This is a genomic window from Flavobacterium sp. (genome assembly GCF_052437795.1).
GTDB lineage: Bacteria > Bacteroidota > Bacteroidia > Flavobacteriales > Flavobacteriaceae > Flavobacterium.
The window spans coordinates 1-25,404 of the sequence record NZ_JBQVPA010000005.1; the positions used below are offsets into that span (position 1 = coordinate 1).

Annotated in this window: 24 protein-coding genes; 11 read left to right on the forward strand and 13 right to left on the reverse strand. The window is 46.1% G+C overall.

Going from position 1 to position 25,404, the window contains the following annotated elements; all coding sequences use genetic code 11:
- The 8 genes from ACT6R0_RS15420 to ACT6R0_RS15455 form a co-directional block, all read right to left on the reverse strand.
- The coding region (locus ACT6R0_RS15420; protein ID WP_444658709.1) for a PKD domain-containing protein at positions 1–2,555 on the reverse strand (2,555 nt) is incomplete at its 3' end.
- A gap of 129 nt (positions 2,556–2,684) precedes the next feature.
- On the reverse strand, positions 2,685–5,771 hold the full coding sequence (locus tag ACT6R0_RS15425; RefSeq protein WP_444654525.1) for an Ig-like domain-containing protein: 3,087 nt from the start codon (positions 5,769–5,771) through the stop codon (positions 2,685–2,687).
- A gap of 316 nt (positions 5,772–6,087) precedes the next feature.
- Positions 6,088–7,542 (reverse strand): tetratricopeptide repeat protein, encoded by a 1,455-nt coding sequence (locus tag ACT6R0_RS15430; RefSeq protein WP_444654527.1) that lies wholly within the window; start codon positions 7,540–7,542, stop codon positions 6,088–6,090.
- 305 nt (positions 7,543–7,847) lie between these two features.
- Complete coding sequence (locus tag ACT6R0_RS15435) at positions 7,848–8,165, reverse strand: GNAT family N-acetyltransferase (RefSeq protein ID WP_444654529.1); 318 nt, start codon at positions 8,163–8,165, stop codon at positions 7,848–7,850.
- Between the two features lie 16 nt (positions 8,166–8,181).
- Positions 8,182–8,376: a hypothetical protein gene (locus ACT6R0_RS15440; protein ID WP_444654531.1), complete on the reverse strand. Its 195-nt coding sequence runs from the start codon at positions 8,374–8,376 to the stop codon at positions 8,182–8,184.
- 17 nt (positions 8,377–8,393) lie between these two features.
- On the reverse strand, positions 8,394–8,606 hold the full coding sequence (locus tag ACT6R0_RS15445) for a (4Fe-4S)-binding protein (protein WP_444654533.1): 213 nt from the start codon (positions 8,604–8,606) through the stop codon (positions 8,394–8,396).
- An 11-nt stretch (positions 8,607–8,617) separates the two neighbouring features.
- On the reverse strand, positions 8,618–8,902 hold the full coding sequence (locus ACT6R0_RS15450; RefSeq protein ID WP_444654535.1) for a GNAT family N-acetyltransferase: 285 nt from the start codon (positions 8,900–8,902) through the stop codon (positions 8,618–8,620).
- A 12-nt stretch (positions 8,903–8,914) separates the two neighbouring features.
- Positions 8,915–9,946 carry an LLM class flavin-dependent oxidoreductase gene (locus ACT6R0_RS15455; RefSeq protein WP_444654537.1) on the reverse strand — a complete coding sequence of 344 codons (1,032 nt, stop codon included), beginning with the start codon at positions 9,944–9,946 and terminating at the stop codon, positions 8,915–8,917.
- Positions 9,947–10,179: 233 nt separating this feature from the next.
- Between ACT6R0_RS15455 and ACT6R0_RS15460 the strand changes: the two genes are divergently transcribed.
- Positions 10,180–10,764, forward strand: coding sequence for a Crp/Fnr family transcriptional regulator (locus ACT6R0_RS15460; protein WP_444654538.1), 585 nt, complete (start codon positions 10,180–10,182; stop codon positions 10,762–10,764).
- 30 nt (positions 10,765–10,794) lie between these two features.
- On the opposite strand, the gene ACT6R0_RS15465 is transcribed toward ACT6R0_RS15460, so the two are convergent.
- The gene (locus ACT6R0_RS15465) at positions 10,795–12,651 is read right to left on the reverse strand and encodes a PAS domain S-box protein (RefSeq protein ID WP_444654540.1); all 1,857 of its coding nucleotides are present in this window, start codon (positions 12,649–12,651) and stop codon (positions 10,795–10,797) included.
- A 293-nt stretch (positions 12,652–12,944) separates the two neighbouring features.
- On the opposite strand from ACT6R0_RS15465, the gene ACT6R0_RS15470 reads away from it, so the two are divergent.
- Positions 12,945–14,300, forward strand: a complete 1,356-nt coding sequence (locus ACT6R0_RS15470) for a sigma-54-dependent transcriptional regulator (protein WP_444654541.1) — start codon at positions 12,945–12,947, stop codon at positions 14,298–14,300.
- Positions 14,301–14,373: 73 nt separating this feature from the next.
- Here ACT6R0_RS15470 and ACT6R0_RS15475 read toward each other — a convergent pair whose 3' ends face one another.
- From ACT6R0_RS15475 to ACT6R0_RS15485, 3 genes are all read right to left on the reverse strand, one after another.
- Positions 14,374–14,916, reverse strand: coding sequence for a pyridoxamine 5'-phosphate oxidase family protein (locus ACT6R0_RS15475; protein ID WP_444654542.1), 543 nt, complete (start codon positions 14,914–14,916; stop codon positions 14,374–14,376).
- A gap of 17 nt (positions 14,917–14,933) precedes the next feature.
- A complete protein-coding gene (locus ACT6R0_RS15480; RefSeq protein WP_444654543.1) occupies positions 14,934–15,320 on the reverse strand; it encodes an STAS/SEC14 domain-containing protein in 387 nt (128 codons plus the stop codon).
- A 278-nt stretch (positions 15,321–15,598) separates the two neighbouring features.
- On the reverse strand, positions 15,599–16,096 hold the full coding sequence (locus ACT6R0_RS15485; RefSeq protein ID WP_444654544.1) for a GNAT family N-acetyltransferase: 498 nt from the start codon (positions 16,094–16,096) through the stop codon (positions 15,599–15,601).
- A 135-nt stretch (positions 16,097–16,231) separates the two neighbouring features.
- Here ACT6R0_RS15485 and ACT6R0_RS15490 point away from each other — a divergent pair, with 135 nt between their 5' ends.
- A complete protein-coding gene (locus ACT6R0_RS15490; protein WP_444654545.1) occupies positions 16,232–17,527 on the forward strand; it encodes a hypothetical protein in 1,296 nt (431 codons plus the stop codon).
- Between the two features lie 53 nt (positions 17,528–17,580).
- Here the strand turns inward: ACT6R0_RS15490 and ACT6R0_RS15495 are convergent, their stop codons facing one another.
- Positions 17,581–18,273 carry a DUF421 domain-containing protein gene (locus ACT6R0_RS15495; protein ID WP_444654546.1) on the reverse strand — a complete coding sequence of 231 codons (693 nt, stop codon included), beginning with the start codon at positions 18,271–18,273 and terminating at the stop codon, positions 17,581–17,583.
- Positions 18,274–18,431: 158 nt separating this feature from the next.
- On the opposite strand from ACT6R0_RS15495, the gene ACT6R0_RS15500 reads away from it, so the two are divergent.
- From ACT6R0_RS15500 to ACT6R0_RS15535, 8 genes are all read left to right on the forward strand, one after another.
- Complete coding sequence (locus ACT6R0_RS15500; protein ID WP_444654547.1) at positions 18,432–18,980, forward strand: type 1 glutamine amidotransferase domain-containing protein; 549 nt, start codon at positions 18,432–18,434, stop codon at positions 18,978–18,980.
- Positions 18,981–19,089: 109 nt separating this feature from the next.
- On the forward strand, positions 19,090–19,857 hold the full coding sequence (locus ACT6R0_RS15505; RefSeq protein ID WP_444654548.1) for a dienelactone hydrolase family protein: 768 nt from the start codon (positions 19,090–19,092) through the stop codon (positions 19,855–19,857).
- A 133-nt stretch (positions 19,858–19,990) separates the two neighbouring features.
- Positions 19,991–21,019 carry a M28 family metallopeptidase gene (locus ACT6R0_RS15510; protein ID WP_444654549.1) on the forward strand — a complete coding sequence of 343 codons (1,029 nt, stop codon included), beginning with the start codon at positions 19,991–19,993 and terminating at the stop codon, positions 21,017–21,019.
- 136 nt (positions 21,020–21,155) lie between these two features.
- Positions 21,156–22,106 (forward strand): isopenicillin N synthase family dioxygenase, encoded by a 951-nt coding sequence (locus ACT6R0_RS15515; RefSeq protein WP_444654551.1) that lies wholly within the window; start codon positions 21,156–21,158, stop codon positions 22,104–22,106.
- Between the two features lie 179 nt (positions 22,107–22,285).
- Positions 22,286–22,636, forward strand: coding sequence for a translation initiation factor (locus ACT6R0_RS15520; protein ID WP_444654552.1), 351 nt, complete (start codon positions 22,286–22,288; stop codon positions 22,634–22,636).
- Between the two features lie 90 nt (positions 22,637–22,726).
- Positions 22,727–23,599 (forward strand): nucleoside phosphorylase, encoded by an 873-nt coding sequence (locus tag ACT6R0_RS15525; protein WP_444654553.1) that lies wholly within the window; start codon positions 22,727–22,729, stop codon positions 23,597–23,599.
- The gene (locus tag ACT6R0_RS15530; RefSeq protein ID WP_444654555.1) at positions 23,599–24,444 is read left to right on the forward strand and encodes a substrate-binding domain-containing protein; all 846 of its coding nucleotides are present in this window, start codon (positions 23,599–23,601) and stop codon (positions 24,442–24,444) included. Before ACT6R0_RS15525 ends, ACT6R0_RS15530 begins: the two co-directional genes overlap by 1 nt.
- Before the next feature lie 26 nt (positions 24,445–24,470).
- Positions 24,471–25,403 carry a transglutaminase domain-containing protein gene (locus ACT6R0_RS15535; RefSeq protein WP_444654557.1) on the forward strand — a complete coding sequence of 311 codons (933 nt, stop codon included), beginning with the start codon at positions 24,471–24,473 and terminating at the stop codon, positions 25,401–25,403.
- The last annotated feature ends 1 nt before the right edge of the window (position 25,404 follow it).

The window sequence follows — 25,404 nt, forward strand, 5'->3', positions numbered from 1 at the left end:
TTATTGAAGTCACACTCTTCTATCGGGGCAAGGTCAGGGGCTATCGGTGCAGGAAGCACTTCGAGATCGGCAGTAGTAATAACAACACACTCGGTGTTCACGTTCTCCACCCTGGCATAGATAGTAGTATTAGGAGAGAGGTATGGCGTAGGAAGATAGTTGTTATCTGTCGGGTTTTGTGCCGCATCAAGCGTTGCGAAATAAGCCACAGTATAACCTGAAGCACCATTAGTGACAACAGTATCTATCTGGTCAAGGTCAAAAAGACCCTGCCCCGGCTCTTCCTCACAGGCATAGAAAGGTTCCATGTCTGTATTCACCACAGGAAGTGGGTTTACAACAAGTTCAAATGACGTAATATTTTGGCAGCCAAAACCATTAGCTACCCGTACCCAGATCGTGGTGTTGCCGCTTTCGTATGCCGTTGGCGCATCAATGTCCTCTTCACCCTCTTCGGCATGGGATTGCGAGGTATAATAGGTTATAATTGCTCCAATAGATGTTGTTATCTCATCATTTTTTAAAGTAAGGTCGAAAACCTCAATGCCATCGCCTGCAGCATTGACATCGCACAGCAAATAATCTGTGATGGCATGGCTTACAATCAGCAACGGGCTTACCTCAAGGCCCAGCTCACCAGTGCTGATGCAGTCCGGCGCTGCAGCCTCATAGGCTTTAAAAATAATGGTGTCACTGTAGGGCGTTACATTGGCATAAGCCGTAGCGCCTACGATCGGAAAATTATTATTAAGGTCTGTAAAGTCTTTGTAAAAGGTCACCTGCATGTCTGTATTATCCCCGATGATCTGCGGAATGGCTTCGGTAAGGTCGAATTCGGCAATGCCTGTCCCCTCCTGCTCTTCACAAGCCAAAAGGTTATCAGGATCGCCTGTAACCGGTAAGGGATGCACGATCAGGTCGAACGACGTTGTGTCAAAACAACCTGTAGTATTATTTGTTACACGAACATAGATTGTTTGCGGGCTGGCCGTATTGGTAAGATCAAACGGCTGCGTACCTTCGTTATTGATTGCTTCTTCTTCTGTCAAGTGGTAGGTTACAGTATATTCATCAGGATCCTGTACACCTAAAATAGCTGCCTTCTGCAAATCGAGGTTAAACTCCGAAAAGCCGTCATTTGGCAGCACATCGCACACTACCATATTGGTAGGTTCGTTGGCTACAGGCAGCGGCAGTATGATAACGGTAGTGCTAACCGTGATAATATTCAACCCGATGGTTATTTCCAATGTCACGGTGTAGGTTCCGGCCTCAGCATAGGTGTGTACGGGCGCTTCGTCTGTAGAAATTGTGCCATCGCCAAAATCGTATTTTACCGTCCAGTCCGGGAGTACGCCACCATTAAAGCAATAGGTGAAATTTATCGGGTCTTCCGCACAAAACGTCTGTACATCCTTTGAGCCGTTTATAAAAAGGCTGGCATTATAAAATGGCTGGGGAAAAGCAGGTAATCCAATGGCGTGGCTTTGCCCGTTCAAAAACAGTCCGAACGCATTGAAGCCAGGCGCATCAAAATTATTGGGATCATTAATTACGGCAAGATAATAGGCACTGTTCAAGCGTGCGTAGTATATCTTTCCGTCGAGGCCGGTTTGCAATGCCCCGCTAACACCATTGCCGGTAGTATACATTATAACTTCTGAACCGGGTATCGATGCCGCCGTAAGGTCATAGCGGACCAATCCACTATATGTGGCATAAAGCACGTTGCTGTCAGGCGAAAATTCCACACCATAGTAAAGCCGCCCGCCAGGAGTGTCCGGAGCAGATAGCACCGCTCCACCCGAAATACTTCCGTCATTACTATTAAGATCGTATAAGATCAAACTGCCTGTATAATCTTTTTTAAATGCCGCTGCAAGCTTGTTTCCATCGGGGGATACTTTAATATATCCCTGGATGCCATCTTCATCTGAAAATGGCGCTGCTTCGCTTACTATAGGGTTATCAATATCCAGCCCGTCCGCGGTTAGTGAAAATGTATAAAATTTATTCTTGTAATATGTAATGATCCAATAGCCCGAACAGTCAGCTTTTGCAACTGCCGCTAATTTTTCAGAAACGCCCTGGAGTCCGCCCAGGGGCACAGGAATATTTTTTTGGGCCGGCAGTACCTCTCCTTCCGTACCCAATGCCATATCTACCACAGTGTACCTCAAGCCATATTTCGGACTCATTTCGACAGCGTCCGTTGTAAAAATATAAAACAGTTGCGAAGGCCCCGGACCGGGTACAATTAGGGCCGACTGGGAACTGGAACTTTTACCGTATAACCCTTCACCATTCGGCATGACACCATGGCTTTGAGTATAGACCGTAACACCATCAGTATAAAACTTAAGTTCGCCAAATTCGTCTGATATTGATGAACTGCCTTCCGCCGTAGATAATGCGCCGCCGGGTACAGGGACCGGGGAACCTGATGAAAAATCCACTCCCGCATTAGCACCAAAATACCAATGTGCGGTATTCATCTGGGCTTGTAAGCCCAAGACCGGAAAGATCAGTAGTACTATAAAAAATATTCTTTTCATTTAGTTTTTGGGATCATGTCATTCGCCATAATTATCTTACTGCCTTACGTATTGAAAACGTAATGTATCATCCAACGAAAGCGCTAAAAAATCTACCGGCCGAATTACCGGCCGGCAGGTCCCTGCTTTTTATTTACTTGCCCTGTTGATGTAGATCCAGCCTGTTAGCTGTTTTCCATCGGTCCTGCTTATTGAATAAAAATAAGTTCCGGTAGGCAGCTCATTTCCATTCCTGTCCTGGCCCTGCCATTCCTTTACATAGTTCGAGGCGCCATATACTTCCTGCCCGTAACGGTTGAAGATAGCAAGCTCCCTAACCCCCATTCCTGTCAGGTCGAAATACTGGTTGTACTCATCCCCGTTAGGAGATATTCCCCTTTGTATATCGGCACAGGGATCAATGGTGACCTGTGTTTCAAAGCGGCCGTACAGCAGGCACGAATCTTCATCGTTCACTTCATATACTACAACATAATTGCCCGGCTGGCTGGTGCGTATATTTATTTCTCCCGTTTCGCCATCCAGAGCCAAACCTGCCGCTGCGCTAAATGTTCCTCCCTGGGTGAACCCCGGAGCGAATACAGGTATTGGATCAGCAGCAGTAAAGCAATATGTCGCTTCACCATAACTAAATTCGACCACAGGGGTTGTATTATCATTTACTGTCACTGTGTAGGGTACTTTAGCGGACTCGCAATGCGTTTGCGGATTGTATGCCGCCACCCAGTAAGATGCCGATGCGGACAGTTCCTGTGTAGTATAGTCCGCACCGGTGGCAATTGGTTGCGTTGCCGTTTCACTATCAAACCAAACTACAAGGTTGCTGCCTGTCGCAGCAGCCGAAAGCACCGCCGTATTGCCCGCGCAAATGGTAACGCTTGTATCTCCGGCACTTATTACCGGAAGTGGTTCTACCGTAACGTTGGCCTGCACCCTTGCCGTACTACATCCCTGTGCCGACACTGCTTCCACCCAATAGCTTGTGGAGGCAGAAAGCGATGGGGTGGTAAAGTCGGTGCCTGTGAAAAGTATCGTTGTATCGTTCTGCGTGCTATACCAGTTTATAGTGTTGCCTGCCGAAGCTGCCGTGATAGTAGCTGCAGCGCCCTCACACACGTTAGCGCTTTGTACAGTTATTACCGGCACTGTGTTTACAGTTACCGTAACCTCTGTCCTGGCCGATGAGCATCCTTCAGCCGATAGGGCCTCTACCCAGTAGCTGGTCGTAGCAGCAAGCACCGGTGTTGTGAATGCCGCGCCTGTAAAAAGGGGTGTAGTATCTGTGGCAGCAGCATACCAATTGATGGTGTTGCCTGCCGAAGCCGCTGTGATCGCAGCTGCCGTGCTGCCGCATACAGCCGTATCCTGTACTGTTACCTCAGGCAAAGCATTCACGGTAACAGTGATCTCTGTCCGTGCAGAAACGCAACCTTCAGGCGTTATGGCCAATACCCAGTAAGAGGTGTCCGCGGTAAGCGCCGGGGTGGTAAATTCAGTGCCGGAGGCGATAGGGGTTGCAGCACTGGCGCTAATATACCACTCAATATCGTTACCTGCTGTTGTAGCTGCTGTAAGCGTTGCTGTCGCATTTTCACAAATGCTAAGGGCAGTAGCAGCAACCGTTAGTGCAGGTAATGGGTTTACCGTGACAGTGACCTCAGTCCTCCCGGCAGTACATCCTGTGGGAGAAACGGCTTCTACCCAATACGACCCTCCGGCGGTTACGGCAGGAAGGACAAACTCGGATCCCGTGAACAGTATCGTCGGGCTTGCCTGCGATGCATACCAGTTGATCGTATTGCCTGCTGAAGCCGCCGTTAACATAAGTTCGTTCCCTGCACAAACTGTATAAGCGGTATCAATGGCCATAACAGGAACTTCGCAATCAGGCCCTAATTTTACGACCCAGTAATCAAAACCTCCATTATTGCCTGTTATATCGCCATCAACAGACCTGCTGCTCCCAATGGTTATAAATCCACTGTCCGGCGTAAGCGTAAAGTTCCATAAATTATCATTGGAGGTCCCGCCCATCGTTTTTGTCCAGATGATGTTCCCTGTTGCCTGGTCTAATTTCATCAGGAACTCATCAGTGCTTCCCTGTGATGTTATAACATCTCCATTGTTCGATGAAAATATGGCTTGCACAAAACTGCCACCGATCGCATAATTACCATCAGGCATTACTTCAACTGCAACAGCATTTGATGCGCGCCCATACGTTTTCTCCCATAGTATCTCTCCGGCAGTATCCAATTTCAATATCCAGGGCGACATAACATTGTCCGGATCCGGATGTGATGATACATCCCCGTCGCCCGAATAGGTCATTCCTGTTACCACATAGTTGCCAGCGGCATCTTCTACGATACAATAGCCTTCTTCAATATTGCTCCCTCCGTACGTTCTCGCCCACTCAAAAGCCCCCGATGTACTAATTTTAAGTACCCAAAGCCTGCTGACATTATAAAATCCGGGGAAGATCTCATCTTCTGGCGTTACAGCAGAATTATCTGCATTGGTCCATCCCGTACTGATATAACCACCATCTGAAGTTTGTGTAATACTGTACAGGTTTGAGTATTTGTATTCACCCTCCCCATAAGCATTGGCCCATTCTATATTTCCAAGTACATCTATTTTAGCTATCGTGGTATTAAAGATCAGTGTATTATAATCCGAACTGGTGTAGGTCATTATAAAACCACCTTCATTCGTTTCCTTAATGTCAGAAAAATATTCATCTGCATCGGTCCCGTAATTTTGCTCCCATTCAATATCACCCGAATTGTCTATCTTTACGATCCAGACATCAGTTCCACCAGAATTTGCCGATACATCTGTGTCATAAGACATACTGACCCCTCCAAGTATGTAACCACCATCAGAAGTTTGATGTATCCGCGAAGTTTCGATCCTCAAGCCGCCTGCCGCGTCATAATCGGTGCCGCCATAAGTCCTTTCCCATTCCAGCGTACCGTCGGCGTCTAATTTTGCGACCCAGTAATCGGCAGAGCCATAGTGGGTGGTCACGTTCCCTGTACCGGCAAATACATTTCCGTACACTATGTAGCCTCCATCTGCTGTAGCGGCAACGCCTGCTGCAGTATCATTAGATTCGCTCCCTAAAGATCTTTCCCATTGTATTTGCGGGATCATTTGGGCATTGGCGCATAGTGCTGTACAAAATAGTAATAAAGTAAATATTTTTTTCATTGGCTTAATGGTTTAATAATGTTCATAGTTTTGATCAGGTCTAGCATTTGCCAAATCTAATATGAAATCACACGATCAGCCGAATATTTAGGGGTACAACAGGTGCATAACGAAGTAAATTTAACCTTCACAACACATACATAACGTAGGTTGAAAAACAGTTAAAAACTTATTAATTAATGTTTTATAAAGTTAACCTTGAAATGTGTTATATTTTTTTGACAGAAAAATGTAAAAATCACAAAAAAGGCAAAGGATCTAGATGTTAAAGAAGAAGGATGCACACTCATTATTCCGTCCTTAATTAAGATCGAAGCTACAGCTGGTTAAAAAAATAATACAGCTCAACATCGGCAGGAATAGTTAGCCTTTTCCTGATGCGGTTCTTTTTATTTTTTACGGTAGCAGGCTCAATGTTTTGCACCTGCGCGATCTCCTTGGTAGAAAGTTTAAGTTTAAGGAAAGCGCAAAACTTTATTTCAGACTCTACAAGCTTTGGGTTTATTTCAAGCAGCTTTTCATAAAACCCGGGGAACTGGTCATGGAAGGCTATGATAAATGCCTGGTCATCAGTGCGTGCCAGTTCGGCAAGGCGTTTGTAGGCATCGATATCCTGCACCTTCGCCGGCTGGTTTACCCGGAGATAAGCCTCATCTGCCCGTTCCTGTTTTTCCAGGAGCCTGTTCCTAAGATAGAGCCTCAGTATGATGCCAAGGCTTATGAGCAGCATTATGGCCGACGCTATGCCCACATATACAGTATAATTCTTTTCTTCCAGCAGCTTGTCATCTATTATTTTATGAAGGGACCTGTTTTTATTTTGCTCTTCCTCTAAAAGGCTGCTTTGCGACTTTTCGAGATAATGGTTCGCCTGCTCCAGGCTGTCGGTAGCTTTGTATATTTCGTAAAGATTGACATAGATCGAATTAATGCTCTCACGGCTCGGGTTGAAATAGGATATCTTGCTCTCAGCTGTTTTATAGTGGCTTATTGCTTCTGCATACTGCTTTTTCTCCTTGTTAATATAACCCAGGATCATGCTTGTATTAAAGTGTATAATATCTGTACTATCCTTCTCCTGGCTTAGCTTAATGGCCTGGTGTACAAAATTTTCGGCAGAATCAATATCGACCCTTGAATAGATCTCCCCGAGATTTGAGTAATTGATACGAAGCAAAAGTCTTTTATATTCAGAATCTTCGAGCTGTTTGATGTCCTCATTTGCCTTCAGGATCATTTTTGCAGCCTCACGCGGTTTATTTAGTTCCCTATAGGCACTGCCCGCCGCAGAATAGGCATTTGTCCGGAGGATGCAGTCATCATGCTTGCTTGCTTTGTATCCTGCTTTCCCCATGTCTTCCATAACAGCCTCAAATTCCTCCAATGCCTTTTTTGGGAGGCCACTGTTCAGGTATATATTGGAGAAATGGTTATGGGCGGTAGCTGTAAAATGCAGGTCTTTATATTCTTCGGCCTTTAGCTGGAGCTTTTTTGTCGCGTCAATGGCTTTTTTTAGGTCGTTATTGGTCAGGTACCAGCAACGGCGGGATAATAATAGTAACTCGCTTCGCTTATCACCTTCTTTTTTCGCCCTGTCGAGCAGATCATCAATATCATAAAAAGCTTTATCGGGATCTTTCATCAACAGGCCGTGGTTTTCAACTACAAGCTGCTCAAGGGTTTTAGCCCCAATGCCATTACTTTGTGAAAGCCCGAAAAAAGAAGTAAAAAATATATAGATGAATATGACGATCCTATGTGCCCTTATCATTGTAAACCTTGTAAAAACATTAGCTTTTGGCAAAGTTATACTATTTCCCGACATTTCAATATAAATTGATTTTTAACTATCATGTTGCTTATAACTAGTAGTTTTTTCAAGTTATATATTATGTGCTTTGATCGATAAGAACTTCCGACGATCAGGAGGCCAGCGTTGTTTCTGCACGGCGATGACAGATAGTATTGCAAACCTCAGTTCGCTCATCATCCCATCGGTAATGTCGTTCAAATAACTTTTGATGAATTGACGAGCGTCCCTTTCAGGTGTCGTATGACTTCGTGGCTATTTGAATTTTAGAGGTTGTCGTAGCCTTTAAATTTCCTGCTCACAATACGCTTCCAATCCGGGTGCTTTTTTATGTACGCAAATACGAACGGGCAAAACGGGAGCAGTTCCATCTCGTTGTCTTCAAGGTAGTGCAGCGTCTTTTCTACCACCGCACCCGCGGCTCCTGTCCCTTCCAGTTCCAGGTCGGCTTCAGTATGCACCAACGCTACCTGGTTGCCGAACTCCCCATAATTGATGAACGCATAACTGCCGTTCATCTCAATTTCAAAACGCTTCTTTTCTGCATTCTTTACCAAAGATATGCTTTCAAATATTGGCTTCATTTTTTCGCTTATAAGATCATAATTCTTTCATCAGGTCAATAAGGTCAAGCTTATTGCTATACATTTCTACTGAGCCGTCTGCGCTCCCTGGCCACTCCTCCATGGGCTTGTCCCAATACAGCTCCACCCCGTTATCGTCGGGATCATGAAGGTAAAGGGCTAACGAAACCCCGTGGCCGGCGAATCCTGTAAAAGGATATTCTTTATCCATTTGTGTCAATTAACAAATTATGATCCGCGATAACTCAAAGCTCCTGAAGGGCACGCGTCTATCTGGGCTTTTAGCTCGTCTACAGAGGCATTATTGCAATTGACCCATGGGGTTGCCTTTGGGTCGTATACTTTGGGAAGCGTCTTTACGCATATGCCCGCATGTATGCATTTTTTGGGCTCCCAAATTACGGTAAGGTTGTCCTTTTGGTATTCTTTAATAGTTGCCATTATCGCAGGGTTTATAATTTCAATACGTCTTTTATGTCTTCCGACCTTTTGAACATCGCTGCCGCGAACGGGCACAGGGGTATGATCTTCAAATTTTTATCCCTTGCCATATCAACTAGCTTATAGAGTAATTGCCTCCCTATGTCCTTGCCTTTATGTTCTGCGCCTACCTCGGTATGGTCAATTATTATCAGGTGCTCACCTGCGACAGAGTAGGTCATTGCCCCTGCCCTTTTATCATTCTCCAGCGCCAAGGCATAACCTTTGGCACCGCTTTCCTTCAATACTATGTCCATGATCTTTATCCTTTAAAGAGTACTTGATGACTTTTGTACAAGCGGGATCACTTTCGTGCCTATCAGTTCTATGGCCTGCAGCAGTTGGCTATGCGTTAACCCGGCATTATCCATCTGGAAGGCAAACCTGTCCACACCGCCCAAAGCCTCGCTGTGCCTCAGCAATTTTTCAGCTACCTCCTCCGGTCCGCCTACTACCAGCACGCCACGGGGTGCGATCAATGCATCGAATTTTGCACGGGTTACCGGCGGCCATCCGCGCTCTTTGCCCAGTTTTGTCCACAATTCGGCATACCCGGGGTAATAATAGGCAATTGCCTGTTGGGTGGTTTGTGCTACATAACCGGGCGAGTGCAGCCCTACTTTCAGCTGTTCCGGCGAAAAACCGGCCACACGCCCCGCTTCCCTGTACAGGTCAACAAGAGGTCGAAAACGTTCCGTTTCGCCACCTATTACAGCTACCATCAGCGGCAGCCCTAACGAGCCCGCGCGAACGAACGATTCAGGCGTACCGCCAACCCCCAGCCATACCGGCAGCTTTTCCTGCAATGCCCTGGGGTACACCGGCTGGTTGTCCATTGGCGGCCTGAACCGGCCTGACCATGTCGTATATTCGTTATCCCTTACCTGTAGCAGCAACTGCAGCTTTTCTGCGAACAGCGCGTCATAATCCTTGAGGTTAAACCCAAAAAGCGGGTAGGCTTCTACAGATGATCCACGGCCCACAGTGATTTCGGCACGCCCTTTCGATATCAGGTCGAGCGTGGCAAAGCTTTGGTACACGCGCACGGGGTCATCGGTACTCAGCACTTTTACCGCGCTTCCCAGGCGTATCCGTTTGGTGCGTGCGGCCGCGGCGGCCAATATCACGTGGGGTGCCGAGTCCAGGAACTCTTTTTTATGGTGCTCCCCGATGCCAAAAAAATCAAGCCCCGCACCATCGGCGGCGGCCATCCGGTCCAAAAGCTGCTCCATTGCTTCTACACTGCTCAAACTGTCGCTCCCGTACATGGCCGACGCAAAACTGTCTATCCCTATTTCCATATATATTTCTTAGATCATCATAAATTTAAGCATAAATCGCCATACTCCGGTTAACCCTGTGTAAGCAATGATAAGCCGGATGCATACACAAAGTTCCTTTTTTCGGTAAAAAGCAACGATGACTTTTGACGAAAAAAGGGGTATACAAATGTCTACGCGATACTGAATAGCCTGCATGTGGAACAGTTCATGGCTACCAAAAAAAATGCTAAATTTGTTGTCAGGAGAAAATAATGAAACAACTATTCGACTACATCAACAGTTACTTGCCCAACGGCATCTCAGAAAGCGACTTTGAGGTCGTAAAAGGCTACTTTACCTATAAGCGCCTACGCAAAAGACACTATTTTTTGCAGGAAGGTGAAATATGCAGGCAGTACGGCTTCATCCTTAGCGGCGCTATGCGGCAATATACCGTAGATGATAAAGGCACCGAATATATAGTGCACCTGTATATTGAGAACTGGTGGGTAGGCGACCGCGAAAGCTATACTACAGGAACACCGTCGGTTTACAATATAGATGCATGGGAGGATACCGAACTCTTACTTATATCGCGTCCCGATGTGCTGGAACTGATACAGCGCTGCCCTGCTTTTGCAGAAATGATAAGGATGATGGATGACCGCAACAGCATTGCCAACCTGAAAAGGCTCACCTCCTCCATTAGCGGCGGGGCCGAAAAGCGGTACATCGATTTTGTTGCCGCGCATCCCAGCCTGTTGGAGCGTTTCCCGCAGCACATGATAGCCTCCTACCTGGGCATTACAAAAGATACCCTAAGCCGCATTAAGCGCCAGCTGCTACTGAAAGAGTAATGTTCCGAACAGTTTATATTTCAGCAGATCCTACCCATTCGATACAAGTGGAAGGGTAATTTCGGTTTTGCTTCCTTCACCAATTTTACTCTGCATGCTTATTTTGCCGTTAAAGGCTTCTACCCTGTGCAGTATGTTTGAAATACCAAGGCCTTTCCGCTTCTGTTTTACATCAAAGCCTTTCCCGTCATCCTCTACAGAAATATATGCCCACTTATCCTTTGCTTCCAATATTATGGACACATTCGATGCCCAGGCATGCTTCCTGATATTGTGGAGGTGTTCCTGGACGATCCTGTAAATGGTCAATTTAAGATCGTCGGGGATATCAAAAGGAATGTCATAAGAAAAATTTATGTTCAAAGGGGTTTCCGTATCGACATTCAGCTTGTGGATCATTTCGTTTATGATATCCTGCAGGTCTGCATCGCTTAGAGGCGCTACCAGGTTATGGGAAAGCAACTGGATCTCGCGCATAGCCTTACTGACCCCTTCTAACGGAATGCTGACCAGTTCCTTTACTTCGTCGCAGTTTCTTGCGGCAATGCCAAGGTGGAACCTGACCCCGAACAGTATTTGGTTTATATTGTCGTGCAATTCCTGTCCAATATAATTCTTGTGCTTTTCCTGTGTTTTGATAATGGCCTTCGAAATTTTTTTCTGTGCCTGTACTTTCTGTTCCTTGATCTTGGATTCAAGCAGCTTGGAATTTTCTTCGGCAACCTTGCGCTCGGTAATATCCTGCAAGGTCCCAAAAAGCCTTATCGGAATATTGTCAGAATTTCGATAAAAGCGCCATTGAATGCTTCCATACCTTTTTTTGCCCAATGATGTATAAAACCGGAAGTCAATGCCGGATTCAGTATAGCTGTTAAGCGCCTGGCTGATGATCGCTTCTGCCACGACCTGGTCCTCAGGATGGATAAATGAAAGAAAAAGTGCTTTGGAGGGGCCCGTTTCCGGCACTTCGGTGCCGAATATACTATATAATTCGTCAGACCATGAGTGCGTTCCTGTAGTAAGGTCAACATCCCAATACCCCATACGCCCGATCGCCTGGGCCTCCTTTAGCCTGGCCTGATTCTCCATCAGCTTTTGTTCCATGATGGTTTTTTGGGTGATGTCGTTAACGATCACCAAACGTACCGGACGGCCATCGTGGGCAAAAGAATGAGCCGTTGCCTCCACAATTATTATATCGCCGTCCTTTTTGCGGTGCCTCCAGCTGCCGTGGCTGGAACCGGGATGTATCTTTACCCTGGCAATGTCTTCAAGAAGCGCCGCTATTTCCTCCTCCGGCCTTATGTCCTTTATGGTCATTGCCAAAAATTCTTCACGAGTATATCCGTAGTGATCCACCGCCGCATCATTCACTTCTATGAAGCCGAGGCTTTCAAAGTCATATAACCATGCAGGAAGCGGGCTTTTATGGAACAACGCTCGGTACTTCTCTTCGCTTTTACTAAGTTCCTTGCCGATCGCTTTACTTTGCGTAATATTTTGGTAAAAGATCGTAAGCCCCGTATCCGATGGATATATTTTGACCGAGAACCATTGGCTTATCGAAGCATAGTGACTGTCGAACTCCACCATTTCGCCCGTTTTCATTGCTTTATAATAGGCTTCCCAAAAAGGTGTACCTACTGCTTCAGGATGTACATCCCAGATCACCTTGCCCAGCGTTTTTTCACGACCGAGCGGATGTGTTGCCAGCGCGGCATCATTTAAAAATGTATATCTTCCCTTTCTGTCAATTGATATTACCGCATCATTAATACGGTTGATGGTCAGGTCAGCTTTCCGCTTCTTCCTTTTATATTTCATTATGTACCAGCCTGCTGTAAAAGAAATAAAGATCAGGTAAGTTATATGTATAAAGATGGTCATGCCTTTTGTTCAGTTTTTCATAATATCTTGCGAGTATACCATTAAAATCCCAACATCTTATTGATAATATCATATTTTACACAAAAAAAATAAAAACATTATTATTACCCTATTCATACTGCATTATTATATAAATATCTTATAGCGTCTATTTTCAAAGCTTGCTGATATTAATAATTTTAAGAGCTCCGATATATGCCATGATAGCAAAGAATGTAATAGCAGCGGAAAGACTGAACAATATCCGTCACTGGCTCTCCAAAATAAACTAATTTTGCTTAAAATCTCTTTCCGTGAAAACCATACTTGTTATTGATGATGAGGAAAAACTAAGAGGCCTGCTGGTACGCATACTGAAGCTGGAGGGCTTTGAGCTTTACGAAGCCGGGGATTGCAGATCGGGATCAAAGCTCCTGTCACGCCAGCATGTAGATATAGTATTGTGCGATGTAAAGCTGCCCGACGGCAGCGGCGTAGAACTTGTACTTGAAATAAAGAAAGCCTACCCCCACATAGAGGTCATACTCCTAACAGCTTACGGGAACATACCCGATGGCGTTCAGGCCATTAAGAACGGCGCATTTGACTATATTACCAAAGGCGATGACAACAACAAGATCATACCACTGATACACCGTGCAATAGAAAAAAGCAGTCTCAACGAACGCATTTCAAAACTGGAGCAGCAGCTTGATGCCAAATTCTCGTTCGAGGCGATCATCGGCCATTCCAATAAGGTTCGGGAGGCTGTAGAGCTTGCCCAAAAAGTCGCCATTACCGATACTACCGTACTGCTTACCGGTGAAACGGGTACGGGCAAGGAAGTTTTTTCTAACGCCATACACCAAAACAGCTCCCGCAGGGAAAAAAACTTTGTAGCCATCAACTGCTCTGCCTTTAGTCACGACCTGCTGGAGAGCGAAATGTTCGGGCACAAAGCCGGTGCATTTACCGGTGCCAATAAAGATCGTAAAGGACTATTTGAGGAAGCGCATAACGGAACTATATTCCTTGACGAAATAGGCGAAATGCCTGTTGACCTGCAGGCGAAGCTGTTGCGTGTGCTGGAGTTGGGCGAGTTCATAAAACCTGGCGAAAGCAAAGTAAGCAGGGTAAATGTACGCATTATCGCCGCCACCAACCGCGACCTGATGAAGGAGATCACCGCCGGGCATTTCAGGCAGGACCTCTACTACCGCCTGTCCATTTTCACGATCGAATTACCTTCGCTTCGCGAAAGGGTTAACGATATTGAATTGCTGGCAGCGCACTTCCTGAGATCATTCGCCCTGAAGACCAATAAAAAGATCATGCGGCTTTCGCCGGATTACTTACAGGCGCTCAAACTGCACAACTGGCCCGGTAACATCCGCGAACTGAAGAACGTACTGGAACGCAGCGTGATCCTGGAGAGCAGCGATACATTGTCCTGCGGCAGCCTGCCCCATGAACTGAAGCAAAACGCATCTGCGGGCACCACCGACGGGGAACCTAAAGTACTTTCAGCTTTTTCGCTGGCATCTGCCGAAAAGCTGCACATACAAAAAGTGCTCAATTATACTAATGGTAACAAGACCGAAACGGCAAGGTTGCTGAATATCGCCCTAACAACACTTTACAGGAAGATAGAGGAATACAAGATCAGCTGATCACGTAAGTGCTTAACAAAAAACTCCCCGGAATGCTATTCCGGGGAGTTTCGTATGATCTATGACCATTTTTTTAAAGGCTTCCATCTACATTGAGCCTTCCTTCTACGCCGCCATCATTATCCATATCACCGGTAACGGCACCATAGGCCCATTTGATCATCGAGATCATTTTGCCATACTTCGTGTCCCAGTAGTAAGCATCTACCGGCTCTACTTTGATCACCGTAACATCCGGGTCGTCCTTACCTTCCTCGAACCAGGCTTTGGCAATGGGTGTCCAAACCTCATCAATATGTGCCTTGTCCTTGTAAATGATCGCCTTTCCAAATACCGAAAGAAAGTGCGCATCGGAATTCTTGGCGAATATAAGCTGCACTTCGTCATCGTGCTTTATCTCGAAATTCTTATTGCTTTTTTTAGAAGAGATGAACCACAGTGAGCCGTCATCATCTACATCTACCACGCTCATGGGGCGGGTAGGTATCGGCCTTACTGATAGTTCTGTGCAAAACATGCACATCCCGATATCGTTGGCCATTTCTTTGATCTTCTGTCTTGCCTCCTGGCTGAAGAGATCCTTAAAATTGTCTTTCGACGTGCTTGATCCTGACATAGCTTTTTATATTTTAGTTAATTGTTGTATGATTCGTCTTCGCTTCGTTCCGAAACCCAGTCCACAGCATTATCATATTGTGCGTGCTTGTAAGCCCTGAATTCGCCCGGCATCACTTTACTGAATACGTCGGTAAAAGTTTTCAGCGTATCACTGTCGGATAGGATGGCGGCCCGGTTCCATTTCGTGATATTTTGCAGGCCGAGGAGTGCATCCTGTAACCACGCCCCAAGAGTGAAGTCGGCGGGAGAGTTATCCAGTACCAGCATGTAGTTGAGTTTTCCGGTCTTCTCGACAAGATGGCTTACCTGCAATTTTATGATCTCAAAATCCTCAGCTGTAACTTCTCCGTCTGCACGGAATCCTACCATGTTGTGGGGAAGGTCTGGTATCTGTATGATCATGGCAATTTGATTTAAATTAGCTTTAAACCAAAGTTACCGCCAATACCTTTAAACGTATGTTATTGGCATCATAATAATTACAGAAGATTTTGGTAAAATATAGCCGCAGGACCTATTAGCATGCAAATAACTAAGTAAATTCATTCAAAAGTTGAAATACGTGAAGTAAAGCGGCTTCAAACAGCAATGCCCTGCGGTTTTAAAGATATTGATCGGCTTGGACAGTGATGTCCTGATGCCCTTGTGAAATGTAAAATATGAATGACCCCTGTCTTAAATTACCTGATCGCTTTCCTCATTATAAAATCCTCCATCAGGTAGCCGTTACCGATGTTGATATCCTCCTGCCCAGCCTTCTCAAAACCCGCCTTTTGGTAAAAGTTGACGGCTTTATTAAAACGGTTCACGTTGAGCACGATCTTGTCATTGCTGTTCTTAAGCGCTTCATTCTCTATGTGCGAAAGCAGCTTTTGGCCCACGCCCTTGCCCTGTGATTCGGGAACGACATACAATTTATGTATCTTGGCGGTTTCGGAATGGTAATTAAGCTCATAAGAGGCAAAGCCAAAGAACAGGCCGTCCTCCGAAGCAAGCAGGAAATGATGGTTCTTTACAGATATCTGTTCGGTAAATGCCGCCGGGCTGTACATCATCTCCATCATATAGTCCAGTTGCTCCTGCCCGAGTATGGAATGATAGGTGTGGTACCAGATACGGTCGGCAAGCCCACGGATGATCTCATAGTCTTCAGATGCCGCTTTTCTTATTTCGATCATTTTTATTATTGAAAAAAAGCCGTAATTGCTGGCTTTTAATATTACGTAAATGTACAAAAAAATTATTGGCACAGTAATTGGATAATCCTGATTAAGTAACAATTTTTATTTTATCAGGCATTAATCATACGCATCATGAAAACTAAAATATTCCATACAGTCCTTTTCGCTCTTGCCGGCATCGGCGGGATATTTGCCCAGGACATGACCACAGTAAGGGCCAAGTCCGACATTAGCGATAACCTGGACCTTAAAGCCGTGGCTTCGATATTTGGTGATTCACGCGACCTGGAAGATTTTGAGCGCAGGCTCAATGATCCGGACATACAGATATCTAACCTTGACCTTAACGGCGATAATCGTGTGGACTACCTTAGGGTGATAGAGGCGTCCGAAGGCAATACTCACGTTATAATACTTCAGGCGGTGCTGGGCGTGGATACTTTCCAGGACGTAGCTACTATTGAAGTGGAAAGGGACCGCAACAATAATGTACAGGTACAGGTAGTGGGTGACGTTTACATGTATGGCAGCAACTATATCTATGAGCCGGTATATGTAACAAGGCCGGTGTTGTTAGATGTGTTTTGGGTTAGCAGCTACCGTCCATATTACTCACCATGGTATTGGGGGTACTACCCGCGCTACTACAGCTACTGGGCACCATACCCAGTATACCGATACAGGAATAATTGCCATGTTCATATCAATACCAGGAATACCTATACTTACGTGAACACAGGCAGAAGTAACCGCGCCGTATCAATATACAACGGCAGGAGGTCTAACGATTACGAAAGGCAGAACCCCGGGCGTGGTTTCAGCACAAGGAACAATGGCATTGCCAACAGGCGCGTACTTGAGCAAAGCCGTGGCGGCTCAAGATCGCAAAGCACTGTGGGCGGAACAAGGAGCTCGTACAATAACACATCAACACGTTCATCATCTTCGAGCGCTGTGAGGAACACGAATATTAACACAGTAAGAGGCAATAGCAGCAATGCTGTGAGGGCCAATAGTACCAACGCTACGAGGAGCAATGACAACAATATGGTGAGGAACAGTTCCCCTACAAGAGCAATGTCAACGCCATCAAGGTCAAATGAAACCGTAAGATCTGCTGGCAGCACACCATCAAGAAGTAGCACTACTGTAAGGAGCACTGGATCAACAAGGAGCGATATGCCTACACCTGCCCGGAGCAATTCATCTTTCGAGAGGAACAATGCTCCTGCTGCAAGGGCACAAAGCACGCCATCGAGAAGCAGCTCATCAATGAGTTCACCTTCAAGGAGCAGCAGCCCGTCTATGTCGCCATCAAGGAGCAGTGGCAGCTCGGTAAGGAGCACACCGTCGGCTCCATCAAGGCAAAGTTCTCCCGCGCCATCACGCTCAGGCGGAGGTAATTCGGGGGGAAGATCAAGAGGTTAAGTTACGTTATATATTGAGAAAGAGGTCGCCATGGTTAAGGCGGCCTTTTTTGTTTACACTGTCCGCTTTGTCCTGATCGCCTCTACCCATTCATTTTTTGCACATACAGAACAAGTACCCGTTGTTGGCTCCAAACGTTGGGTATTGGCACAAAACGTACAGGCGTATATACCTGCTTTGGGTATGTTGGTGCTCTTAAGGTTGAAGAGCTGCGGACGTAAGGGAAGGCCGTATTTTACATTTTCATCATCATAATAGAATACGCTTATGGCGCCGTTGGTCTCTACGTAGGCATTACGTACCTGCCCGAGATGTTCGATAGATTTGAGTCGGAGTTCGGCAAAAAATTCATCCTGCGCGAGATCTTCCCGCTCAAAGCTTGATATGGAGAACTGTCCATCTTCGATCAGGCAGTGTACTTTGCCTTCCATAAAATTCTCGAACTTTTTACTTTTACCCAGCAGCCAGGTTACCGAGCGGTACATGAAAAGGATGATGACGAAAACTAATATGGCCGGGATAAGGCCTACATCCTCATAGAACATAGGGTCGCCTGCCGCAGAGCCCAGTGATATGATAATGACAACCTCAAAAACAGATAATTGCTTTACCCCTCTTTTGCCTGCAAATTTTAGCGTGAGCAGTACGACCGTAAACATGATCACGGTACGGAATGCTACCTCAATAAGGAATTTAAAAGGCAGGTCATTGAACAGCAGGCGTTTCCATTCGAATATATCTTCCATGGTTATAAGAATAATCATCCTAAATTAGATCATTTTCCCGACGTCCTGATTCGACTTAACAAACTTTGGCACAACTTTAATATCGCATTGTATGTAGGCGCACGGTATGGGTCGTAATTTTATAGTATTCAACTAAAACATAATAAAAACAATACATTATGAGCAAGAAAGTAGCCATACTGGCAACCAACGGTTTTGAGGAAAGTGAATTGAGATCACCAAAAGAATACCTGGAGCAACAAGGCTGGACAGCCGAGATCGTGAGCCTGAAGAGCGGCACCATCAAGGCATGGGCTGACGGTAACTGGGGTGGCGACTACAAAGTAGACAAAACACTTGACGAGGTATCGTCAGGAGATTACCACGCACTGGTGCTTCCCGGAGGCGTGATTAACCCCGACCAGTTGAGGAGAAGCGATGATGCGGTGGCCTTTGTGAAAAGCTTTTTTGACGAAAAGAAGCCCGTAGCCGCGATATGCCACGGCCCGCAAATACTGATCGACGCCGAGGTGGTGGATGGCCGTGAGCTGACATCATTCTCTTCGGTCAAAAAAGACCTTATGAACGCAGGTGCCAACTGGAAAGACGCCGAAGTGGTGGTAGATAACGGCCTGGTAACGAGCCGCACCCCGGATGACCTGCCTGCCTTTAACAAAAAGATGGTAGAGGAAATTAAGGAGGGGAAGCATGAATTGCAGCATTCTTAATTTTTACTTCCCATAAAGTATGACTAAGGTCTGTGCCTGAACCACCAAAAGCCTTCATGCCATTGCGCATGAAGGCTTCTTTTTTTAACTTTATAAAAAATATCCGATAATGAAGATCAAACTTTTAGTGCTTGCCATGATCATGGCAGCGAACGCGAACGCGCAACTGAAGGCTGTCGCCTACAAAGAGGGTACCCAAAAGCTCAACGGATTTGCAGGTGTGCCTAAAAAGCCGCTCAGGCAAAAGCCGGGCATCCTCATTCTCCCTGCATGGATGGGTATTAACGTCCATACAAAGGAGGTTGCCGCAAAACTAAATGCTCTGGGTTACTACACGTTCGTGGCCGATATTTACGGAGAAGGAAACGCCCCATCCTCACCGCAGCAGGCAGGTGAAAAGTCAGGATATTTTAAAAGTGATCCTGAACTTTACCAAAAGCGTATCAAGGCCGCGCTTGATGCCCTGATAGCCTCAGGGGCAGATAAAAATAACATTGTGGTAATAGGGTACTGCTTTGGCGGTACTGGCGCATTGGAAGCGGCACGCGGCGGGCTGAATGTAAAAGGTGTTGTTTCCTTCCATGGCGGTTTGGGAAAGGATGCCTCAAGAGTGAACGGATCAATAGCGACTAAAGTACTGGTACTGCATGGTGCCGACGACCCTTATGTACCGCAAAAGGACATTGAAGCTTTTCAAAAAGAGATGAAAGACGCCAAAGCCGACTGGCAGATGGTGTATTATGCCAATGCCGTTCATGCCTTTACTGAAAAAGAAGCGGGAAATGATAATTCAAAAGGCGCGGCATACAACGAAAAGGCCGACAAGCGCTCGTGGGAACACTTTATAGTATTTTTAGAGGAGATCTTTAGTAAGTAGACCAGTTATTTTAGCCACGAATTTTACTAACTACGCTAATTCAATTGGTGAATTTTTGTAATTAGCAGCTAAATTTTATTTCCTGTAACAAAACACTATATTTACACTACTAATACCGAAAACAAACCATCTGATGAGAAAAACACTTTTATTAGCTTCACTGTCGCTGTTCGTGCTCTCGTGCAGCACCGGCAAAAATACCAAAAAGGACTACGCCAAGGCCGATGTAGCTAAATATATGAACACCATTACGCCTGCAGATCTAAAAAAGCACCTGTACATTGTAGCCGGTGACGAAATGCAGGGACGCAACACGGGTGAGCCCGGCCAAAAAAAAGCAGGTGAATACCTAATAAAGCAATACGAAGCAGATAAGATCTCTTTCCCGAAGGGTGCGGAGAACTTTTACCAGAAAGTACCCGCCGCATATATGTCGAAGTCTTTCAGTCCCAAACTGGGCGACTCAGAAAACATTTGGGCTTACATAGAAGGAAGTGAGAAACCTGAGGAGGTGCTTGTCATTTCTGCGCATTATGACCACGTGGGCATGAAGAACGGTGAAGTGTACAATGGTGCCGACGACGATGGTTCAGGTACGGTCGCGCTTTTGGAGATCGCACAGGCATTCATGAAAGCCAAAGCCGATGGTTATGGTCCGAAACGCTCTATACTATTCCTGCATGTTACCGGCGAAGAGCACGGTCTGCATGGTTCGCGTTACTATTCGGAAAATCCGCTGTTCCCGATCGCCAGTACGATCGCCGACCTTAACATCGACATGATAGGCCGCAGGGACGATGAGCATAAGGATAATGGCAATTATGTATATGTGATCGGCTCGGACCGCCTTAGTACCGACCTGCATAACATCAACGAAGAAGCCAATAAAAAATACACCAGGTTGAACCTTGATTATAAATACAACGACAGGAAAGACCCTAACAGGTATTACTTCAGGTCAGACCATTACAACTTTGCAAAAAAGGGCATCCCGATCATTTTCTACTTTAACGGTGTGCACGAAGATTACCACATGCCGGGCGACGAACCGCAGAAGATCGAATACGACCTGCTGGCGAAACGGGCACAGCTGGCATTTGTTACCGCATGGGAGCTGGCCAATCGCGATAACCGCCCCGTTGTAGATAAGGATGGCAAATAAAAAGATCAAACTCCGGTACCTCCGGAGTTTTTTTATGCTAATTGCTAAAGCTGGTAACTTTTCCTTAACCATTGCTGAAAATTAATTTTTAACTTTGTGGTTGGCCTGTGCCACAGGCCGTCTTAAAACCATTTTTATGCAAAACATCCCAAGTGTGGACCTGCGTGATTTCCTTTCGGGTGACCCGGAACGCAAACAAAAATTTGTAAATGAGATCGGTAAAGCCTATGAAGACATAGGATTTGTAGCATTAAAAGGGCATTTCCTCGACGATGAGCTCGTTGGCGACCTGTATGCAGAAGTCAGGAATTTCTTTAACCTCCCTGTAGAGACCAAAGAGAAGTATGAAATTCCCGGGATAGGCGGCCAGCGTGGCTACGTGTCTTTCGGTAAGGAGCATGCCAAAGGACGAAAGGCGGGCGACCTCAAGGAATTCTGGCATTTTGGCCAATACCTTGATGAAAGTTCAAAACGCCAGGGAGAATACCCGGACAACGTAGAGGTGAACGAACTGCCTAAATTCAACAGTGTGGGCAAGGAAGCTTACCAAATGCTTGAAAAGACCGGCGTGTATGTGCTTCGTGCACTGGCAATATACCTTGGCCTTGATGAGTTTTATTTTGACAAGTATGTATTGGAGGGCAACAGCATACTGCGCCCCATACACTACCCTCCCATTACCGAAGAACCTAAAGATGCGGTACGCGCAGCAGCGCATGGCGACATCAACCTGATCACACTGCTTATGGGGGCACAGGGCAAAGGCCTGCAGGTGCAAAACCATAACGGCGAATGGATCGATGCCATTGCCGAGCCGGACGAGCTCGTGATCAACGTAGGCGACATGCTTAGCCGCCATACCAATAACAGGCTTAAAAGCACTATCCACCAGGTGGTGAACCCGCCAAAGGAACTGTGGGGAACATCGCGCTATTCTATCCCGTTCTTCATGCACCCGGTAAGCGAAATGAAGCTGGACTGCCTGGAGAATTGCATTGATGCTAACCATCCAAAATTATATGATGACATCACTGCCGGCGATTTCCTTCACGAACGTTTGGTAGATTTGGGATTAATCAAAAAATAATCATTATTTTTATACCTTTTAAAGGCATTGGGTGTAAAAGCCTGATGCTTTTTTTATTGATGGGATATTCCTGCTGACTGTCATTGCGAAGAGGCACGACGAAGCGATCTTACCTGAGATCGCCACGCTCCGTTTCTCTCCGCTCGCAATGACAGTCCGCATAATACATAACGGATATTATGGCAAAAAGATCAAACAGTCTTGAAGACCTTGGAGGGTTCGTCTTCTCCACCAATAAAGATTTTGAGTACGACAATAACGACGAAGGAACAGAGACCCCCGCCAACGGCGAACAGCGCCTCGAAGCACACCTGGATAAGAAGAACCGTGGCGGCAAGGTCGCGACCGTTATCAAAGGCTTTGAAGGTACCGATGACGACCTGAAAGCATTGGCAAAACAGCTGAAGACACTGTGTGGCGTAGGCGGTTCAGCCAAGGATGGTGAGATCATCATACAGGGAAATTTCAGAGATAAGGTAATGGATCATCTTACGAAACAAGGATATAAAGTAAAAAGGGTGGGCGGGTAAAATTCCCAAACTTTAATATCCAAATAACAAAACCAATAACAAACTTCGGATAGCAAAGAAACTTCGGACATCCGACATAGAGCATTAACCATGAAAATAAAAGAATCAGAACTCATACTCAACCCCGACGGGAGCATTTACCATCTTAACCTTAAGCCGGAAGACATTGCACGCGACATCATTTTTGTTGGCGACCAGGACAGGGTAGAAAAGATCACCAAACATTTTGACAGCATTGAATTCACCAAGCAGAAAAGGGAGTTCAAGACCCAGACAGGTATCTATAAAGGCCGCCGTATAACGGTGATGTCTACCGGGATCGGGCCGGATAACATCGATATCGTTATTAACGAACTCGATGCATTGGTCAACATAGACCTTGGAACAAGGCAGATCAAAGAGCAGCATACATCACTCAACATTATACGCATCGGAACTTCCGGAGCATTGCAGCCGGACATTCCTGTAAACAGCTTTGTTCTCTCAGAATATGGCCTGAGCCTCGATAACATGCTCCGTTCCTACCCTATAGACACCATTAGCGACAAGGAAGCAGAGCAGGCTTTCATCGGCCATACTAACTGGGACCTTCGTAAAGGCCACCCGTGCCTTGTACGTTGCAGTAAAAAGCTAGAGCAAATGATATTCAGCGACAGCATGCATAAAGGGATAACCGCGACCTCAGGAGGTTTTTACGGTCCGCAGGGACGTGTATTGAGGATCGCATTACAGGATGCGGAACTCAACGCGAAAATGGACAGCTTTAACTATAAAGGCGACAGGATAACCAATCTCGAGATGGAAACCGCAGCTATTTACGGTCTTTCGGCTTTGCTGGGCCACGAAGCACTTTCGCTGAACGCGATCATTGCCAACCGTGCCAATGGGACTTTTAGTGAAGATCCGTATGCCGCCGTGAACAACCTGATAGAATATACTTTAAATAAGATCGCAAACAGCTAATGACAGCATTAAAGATAGCAGGGGTACCGGAACATTTTAACCTGCCGTGGCACTTGTGCATTGAGCAAGGAAAATTTGCTGGCGTAGGGCTGGATGTGGAATGGACGGATGTGCCCGAAGGTACCGGAAAACTCTGCCAGATGCTGCGTGACGGCAGTACCGACATTGCCGTGATATTGACAGAAGGCATCATAAAAGATATTGCCGCCGGGAACGAAAGTAAAATAGTACAAGTATATGTGGGATCGCCTTTAATATGGGGTATCCATGTTGCGGCCGGACCTAATCACCGATCACTGCAAGATCTGCAAGATGGCAAAGTAGCTATAAGCCGTTATGGCTCAGGTTCGCACCTGATGGCTATCGTGAACGCGAAGCAGCAGGGATGGGACACCACCGCCCTGCGATTTGAAGTTATCAATACACTTGACGGCGCCGTGGAAGCGCTGAGTACCGGGAAAGCCGACTACTTTATGTGGGAAAGGTTCATGACCAAACCGATAGTTGATGCAGGGGTATTCCGCAGGGTTGGCGACTGCCCTACTCCTTGGCCATGCTTTGTGATCGCTGTGCGGAATGAAGTACTGGAAACGCATGCGGATGAAATCGGTACGCTTTTGGATAGTATTAATCAAATGACCACAGGGTTTAAAGACTTACCGGATATTGATCATATTCTCGCAGAGCGTTATAACCAGCAGACCGAAGACATCAGGGAATGGCTTAAATTAACCGAATGGTCACAAAAGACACTGGACAGTAATACGTTTGAAAAAGTACAGGACCAATTGTTCGAACTGAAAATCATAGAAAAAAAGGCTGCATTTGAAACTGCAGCGGGATAAAACAATTTGTTTTATTTTTATGCACGATGATAAAGCCGTACCTCGCAAAAATAGAAACGATAAAAACGAAGCTCCAGGTTAAGAAGCCATGGGATTCCGTTATCATTTTTGCGCTGAACATACTGATCGCGATACCGCTTTTCATTATCATCCACCAAAACCTTACAGATCCGGAATGGCCTTACCAACTTGACCGTATCCTGATATTCATCACGTTGGTGACAGCCATCCAATTGATACTGCGATTGCTTAAAACCATACTGATCGTTTGTATCGCTTTATACCTGCTGGCGCTGCTGTATGGTACGCTTTTCGGCAATTATGGCTTTAACGCGGTGTATGAGGACTACAGGTCGATGGTCTACAGCATGGCGGAGGACCCCAACCCGCAGGACATTATCATCTCAAAGCTGTTGCCGTTCCCTAACAAATCGAAGATCATCGATGCGGTAAATTACACAAATCCCGATGTGCGCAACTTTGCCGTAATGGCGACCACCAAATATTTCAGGAACGTACCGGGGTACAAGAAACACCGCAGGATGATACAATGTTTTGCAGTATTCAAGGAAGTGCGCGACCGTTGGAATTATGTAGACGATCCAAAGCACAGCGAATACATTGCGCATGCCAGTGAGTCGGTACAGCATTTTTCGGGCGACTGCGATGACCATGCGATCCTGATGTCGGCGTGTATACGTGCTGTGGGCGGCACACCCCGTATCATCCACACAGGGGGGCATTTGTACCCTGAAGTGCTCATAGGAAGCAAGACCGACCTCGAAACGGCCAACTACCTCATTAAAGAACTTCTGTTCGTAGAAGAAAGCCGCGGAAAGGAGATCCATTACCACATCGACGAACGAGGACAGGTGTGGCTCAACCTCGACTATACTGCTAAATTTCCCGGCGGGCCTTTCATGAGCGAGGAGATACTGGGCGCATTGACGTTCAATTGAT

What these genes read in the sequence shown, in the direction of transcription:
- ACT6R0_RS15425 (WP_444654525.1), bottom strand. Translation starts at nt 5,771, where the DNA reads ATGAAAAAAATATTTACTTTATTACTATTTTGTACAGCACTATGCGCC.
- ACT6R0_RS15430 (WP_444654527.1), bottom strand. Translation starts at nt 7,542, where the DNA reads ATGATAAGGGCACATAGGATCGTCATATTCATCTATATATTTTTTACT.
- ACT6R0_RS15435 (WP_444654529.1), bottom strand. Translation starts at nt 8,165, where the DNA reads ATGAAGCCAATATTTGAAAGCATATCTTTGGTAAAGAATGCAGAAAAG.
- ACT6R0_RS15440 (WP_444654531.1), bottom strand. Translation starts at nt 8,376, where the DNA reads ATGGATAAAGAATATCCTTTTACAGGATTCGCCGGCCACGGGGTTTCG.
- ACT6R0_RS15445 (WP_444654533.1), bottom strand. Translation starts at nt 8,606, where the DNA reads ATGGCAACTATTAAAGAATACCAAAAGGACAACCTTACCGTAATTTGG.
- ACT6R0_RS15450 (WP_444654535.1), bottom strand. Translation starts at nt 8,902, where the DNA reads ATGGACATAGTATTGAAGGAAAGCGGTGCCAAAGGTTATGCCTTGGCG.
- ACT6R0_RS15455 (WP_444654537.1), bottom strand. Translation starts at nt 9,946, where the DNA reads ATGGAAATAGGGATAGACAGTTTTGCGTCGGCCATGTACGGGAGCGAC.
- ACT6R0_RS15460 (WP_444654538.1), top strand. Translation starts at nt 10,180, where the DNA reads ATGAAACAACTATTCGACTACATCAACAGTTACTTGCCCAACGGCATC.
- ACT6R0_RS15465 (WP_444654540.1), bottom strand. Translation starts at nt 12,651, where the DNA reads ATGACCATCTTTATACATATAACTTACCTGATCTTTATTTCTTTTACA.
- ACT6R0_RS15475 (WP_444654542.1), bottom strand. Translation starts at nt 14,916, where the DNA reads ATGTCAGGATCAAGCACGTCGAAAGACAATTTTAAGGATCTCTTCAGC.
- ACT6R0_RS15480 (WP_444654543.1), bottom strand. Translation starts at nt 15,320, where the DNA reads ATGATCATACAGATACCAGACCTTCCCCACAACATGGTAGGATTCCGT.
- ACT6R0_RS15485 (WP_444654544.1), bottom strand. Translation starts at nt 16,096, where the DNA reads ATGATCGAAATAAGAAAAGCGGCATCTGAAGACTATGAGATCATCCGT.
- ACT6R0_RS15490 (WP_444654545.1), top strand. Translation starts at nt 16,232, where the DNA reads ATGAAAACTAAAATATTCCATACAGTCCTTTTCGCTCTTGCCGGCATC.
- ACT6R0_RS15495 (WP_444654546.1), bottom strand. Translation starts at nt 18,273, where the DNA reads ATGGAAGATATATTCGAATGGAAACGCCTGCTGTTCAATGACCTGCCT.
- ACT6R0_RS15500 (WP_444654547.1), top strand. Translation starts at nt 18,432, where the DNA reads ATGAGCAAGAAAGTAGCCATACTGGCAACCAACGGTTTTGAGGAAAGT.
- ACT6R0_RS15505 (WP_444654548.1), top strand. Translation starts at nt 19,090, where the DNA reads ATGAAGATCAAACTTTTAGTGCTTGCCATGATCATGGCAGCGAACGCG.
- ACT6R0_RS15510 (WP_444654549.1), top strand. Translation starts at nt 19,991, where the DNA reads ATGAGAAAAACACTTTTATTAGCTTCACTGTCGCTGTTCGTGCTCTCG.
- ACT6R0_RS15515 (WP_444654551.1), top strand. Translation starts at nt 21,156, where the DNA reads ATGCAAAACATCCCAAGTGTGGACCTGCGTGATTTCCTTTCGGGTGAC.
- ACT6R0_RS15520 (WP_444654552.1), top strand. Translation starts at nt 22,286, where the DNA reads ATGGCAAAAAGATCAAACAGTCTTGAAGACCTTGGAGGGTTCGTCTTC.
- ACT6R0_RS15525 (WP_444654553.1), top strand. Translation starts at nt 22,727, where the DNA reads ATGAAAATAAAAGAATCAGAACTCATACTCAACCCCGACGGGAGCATT.
- ACT6R0_RS15530 (WP_444654555.1), top strand. Translation starts at nt 23,599, where the DNA reads ATGACAGCATTAAAGATAGCAGGGGTACCGGAACATTTTAACCTGCCG.
- ACT6R0_RS15535 (WP_444654557.1), top strand. Translation starts at nt 24,471, where the DNA reads ATGATAAAGCCGTACCTCGCAAAAATAGAAACGATAAAAACGAAGCTC.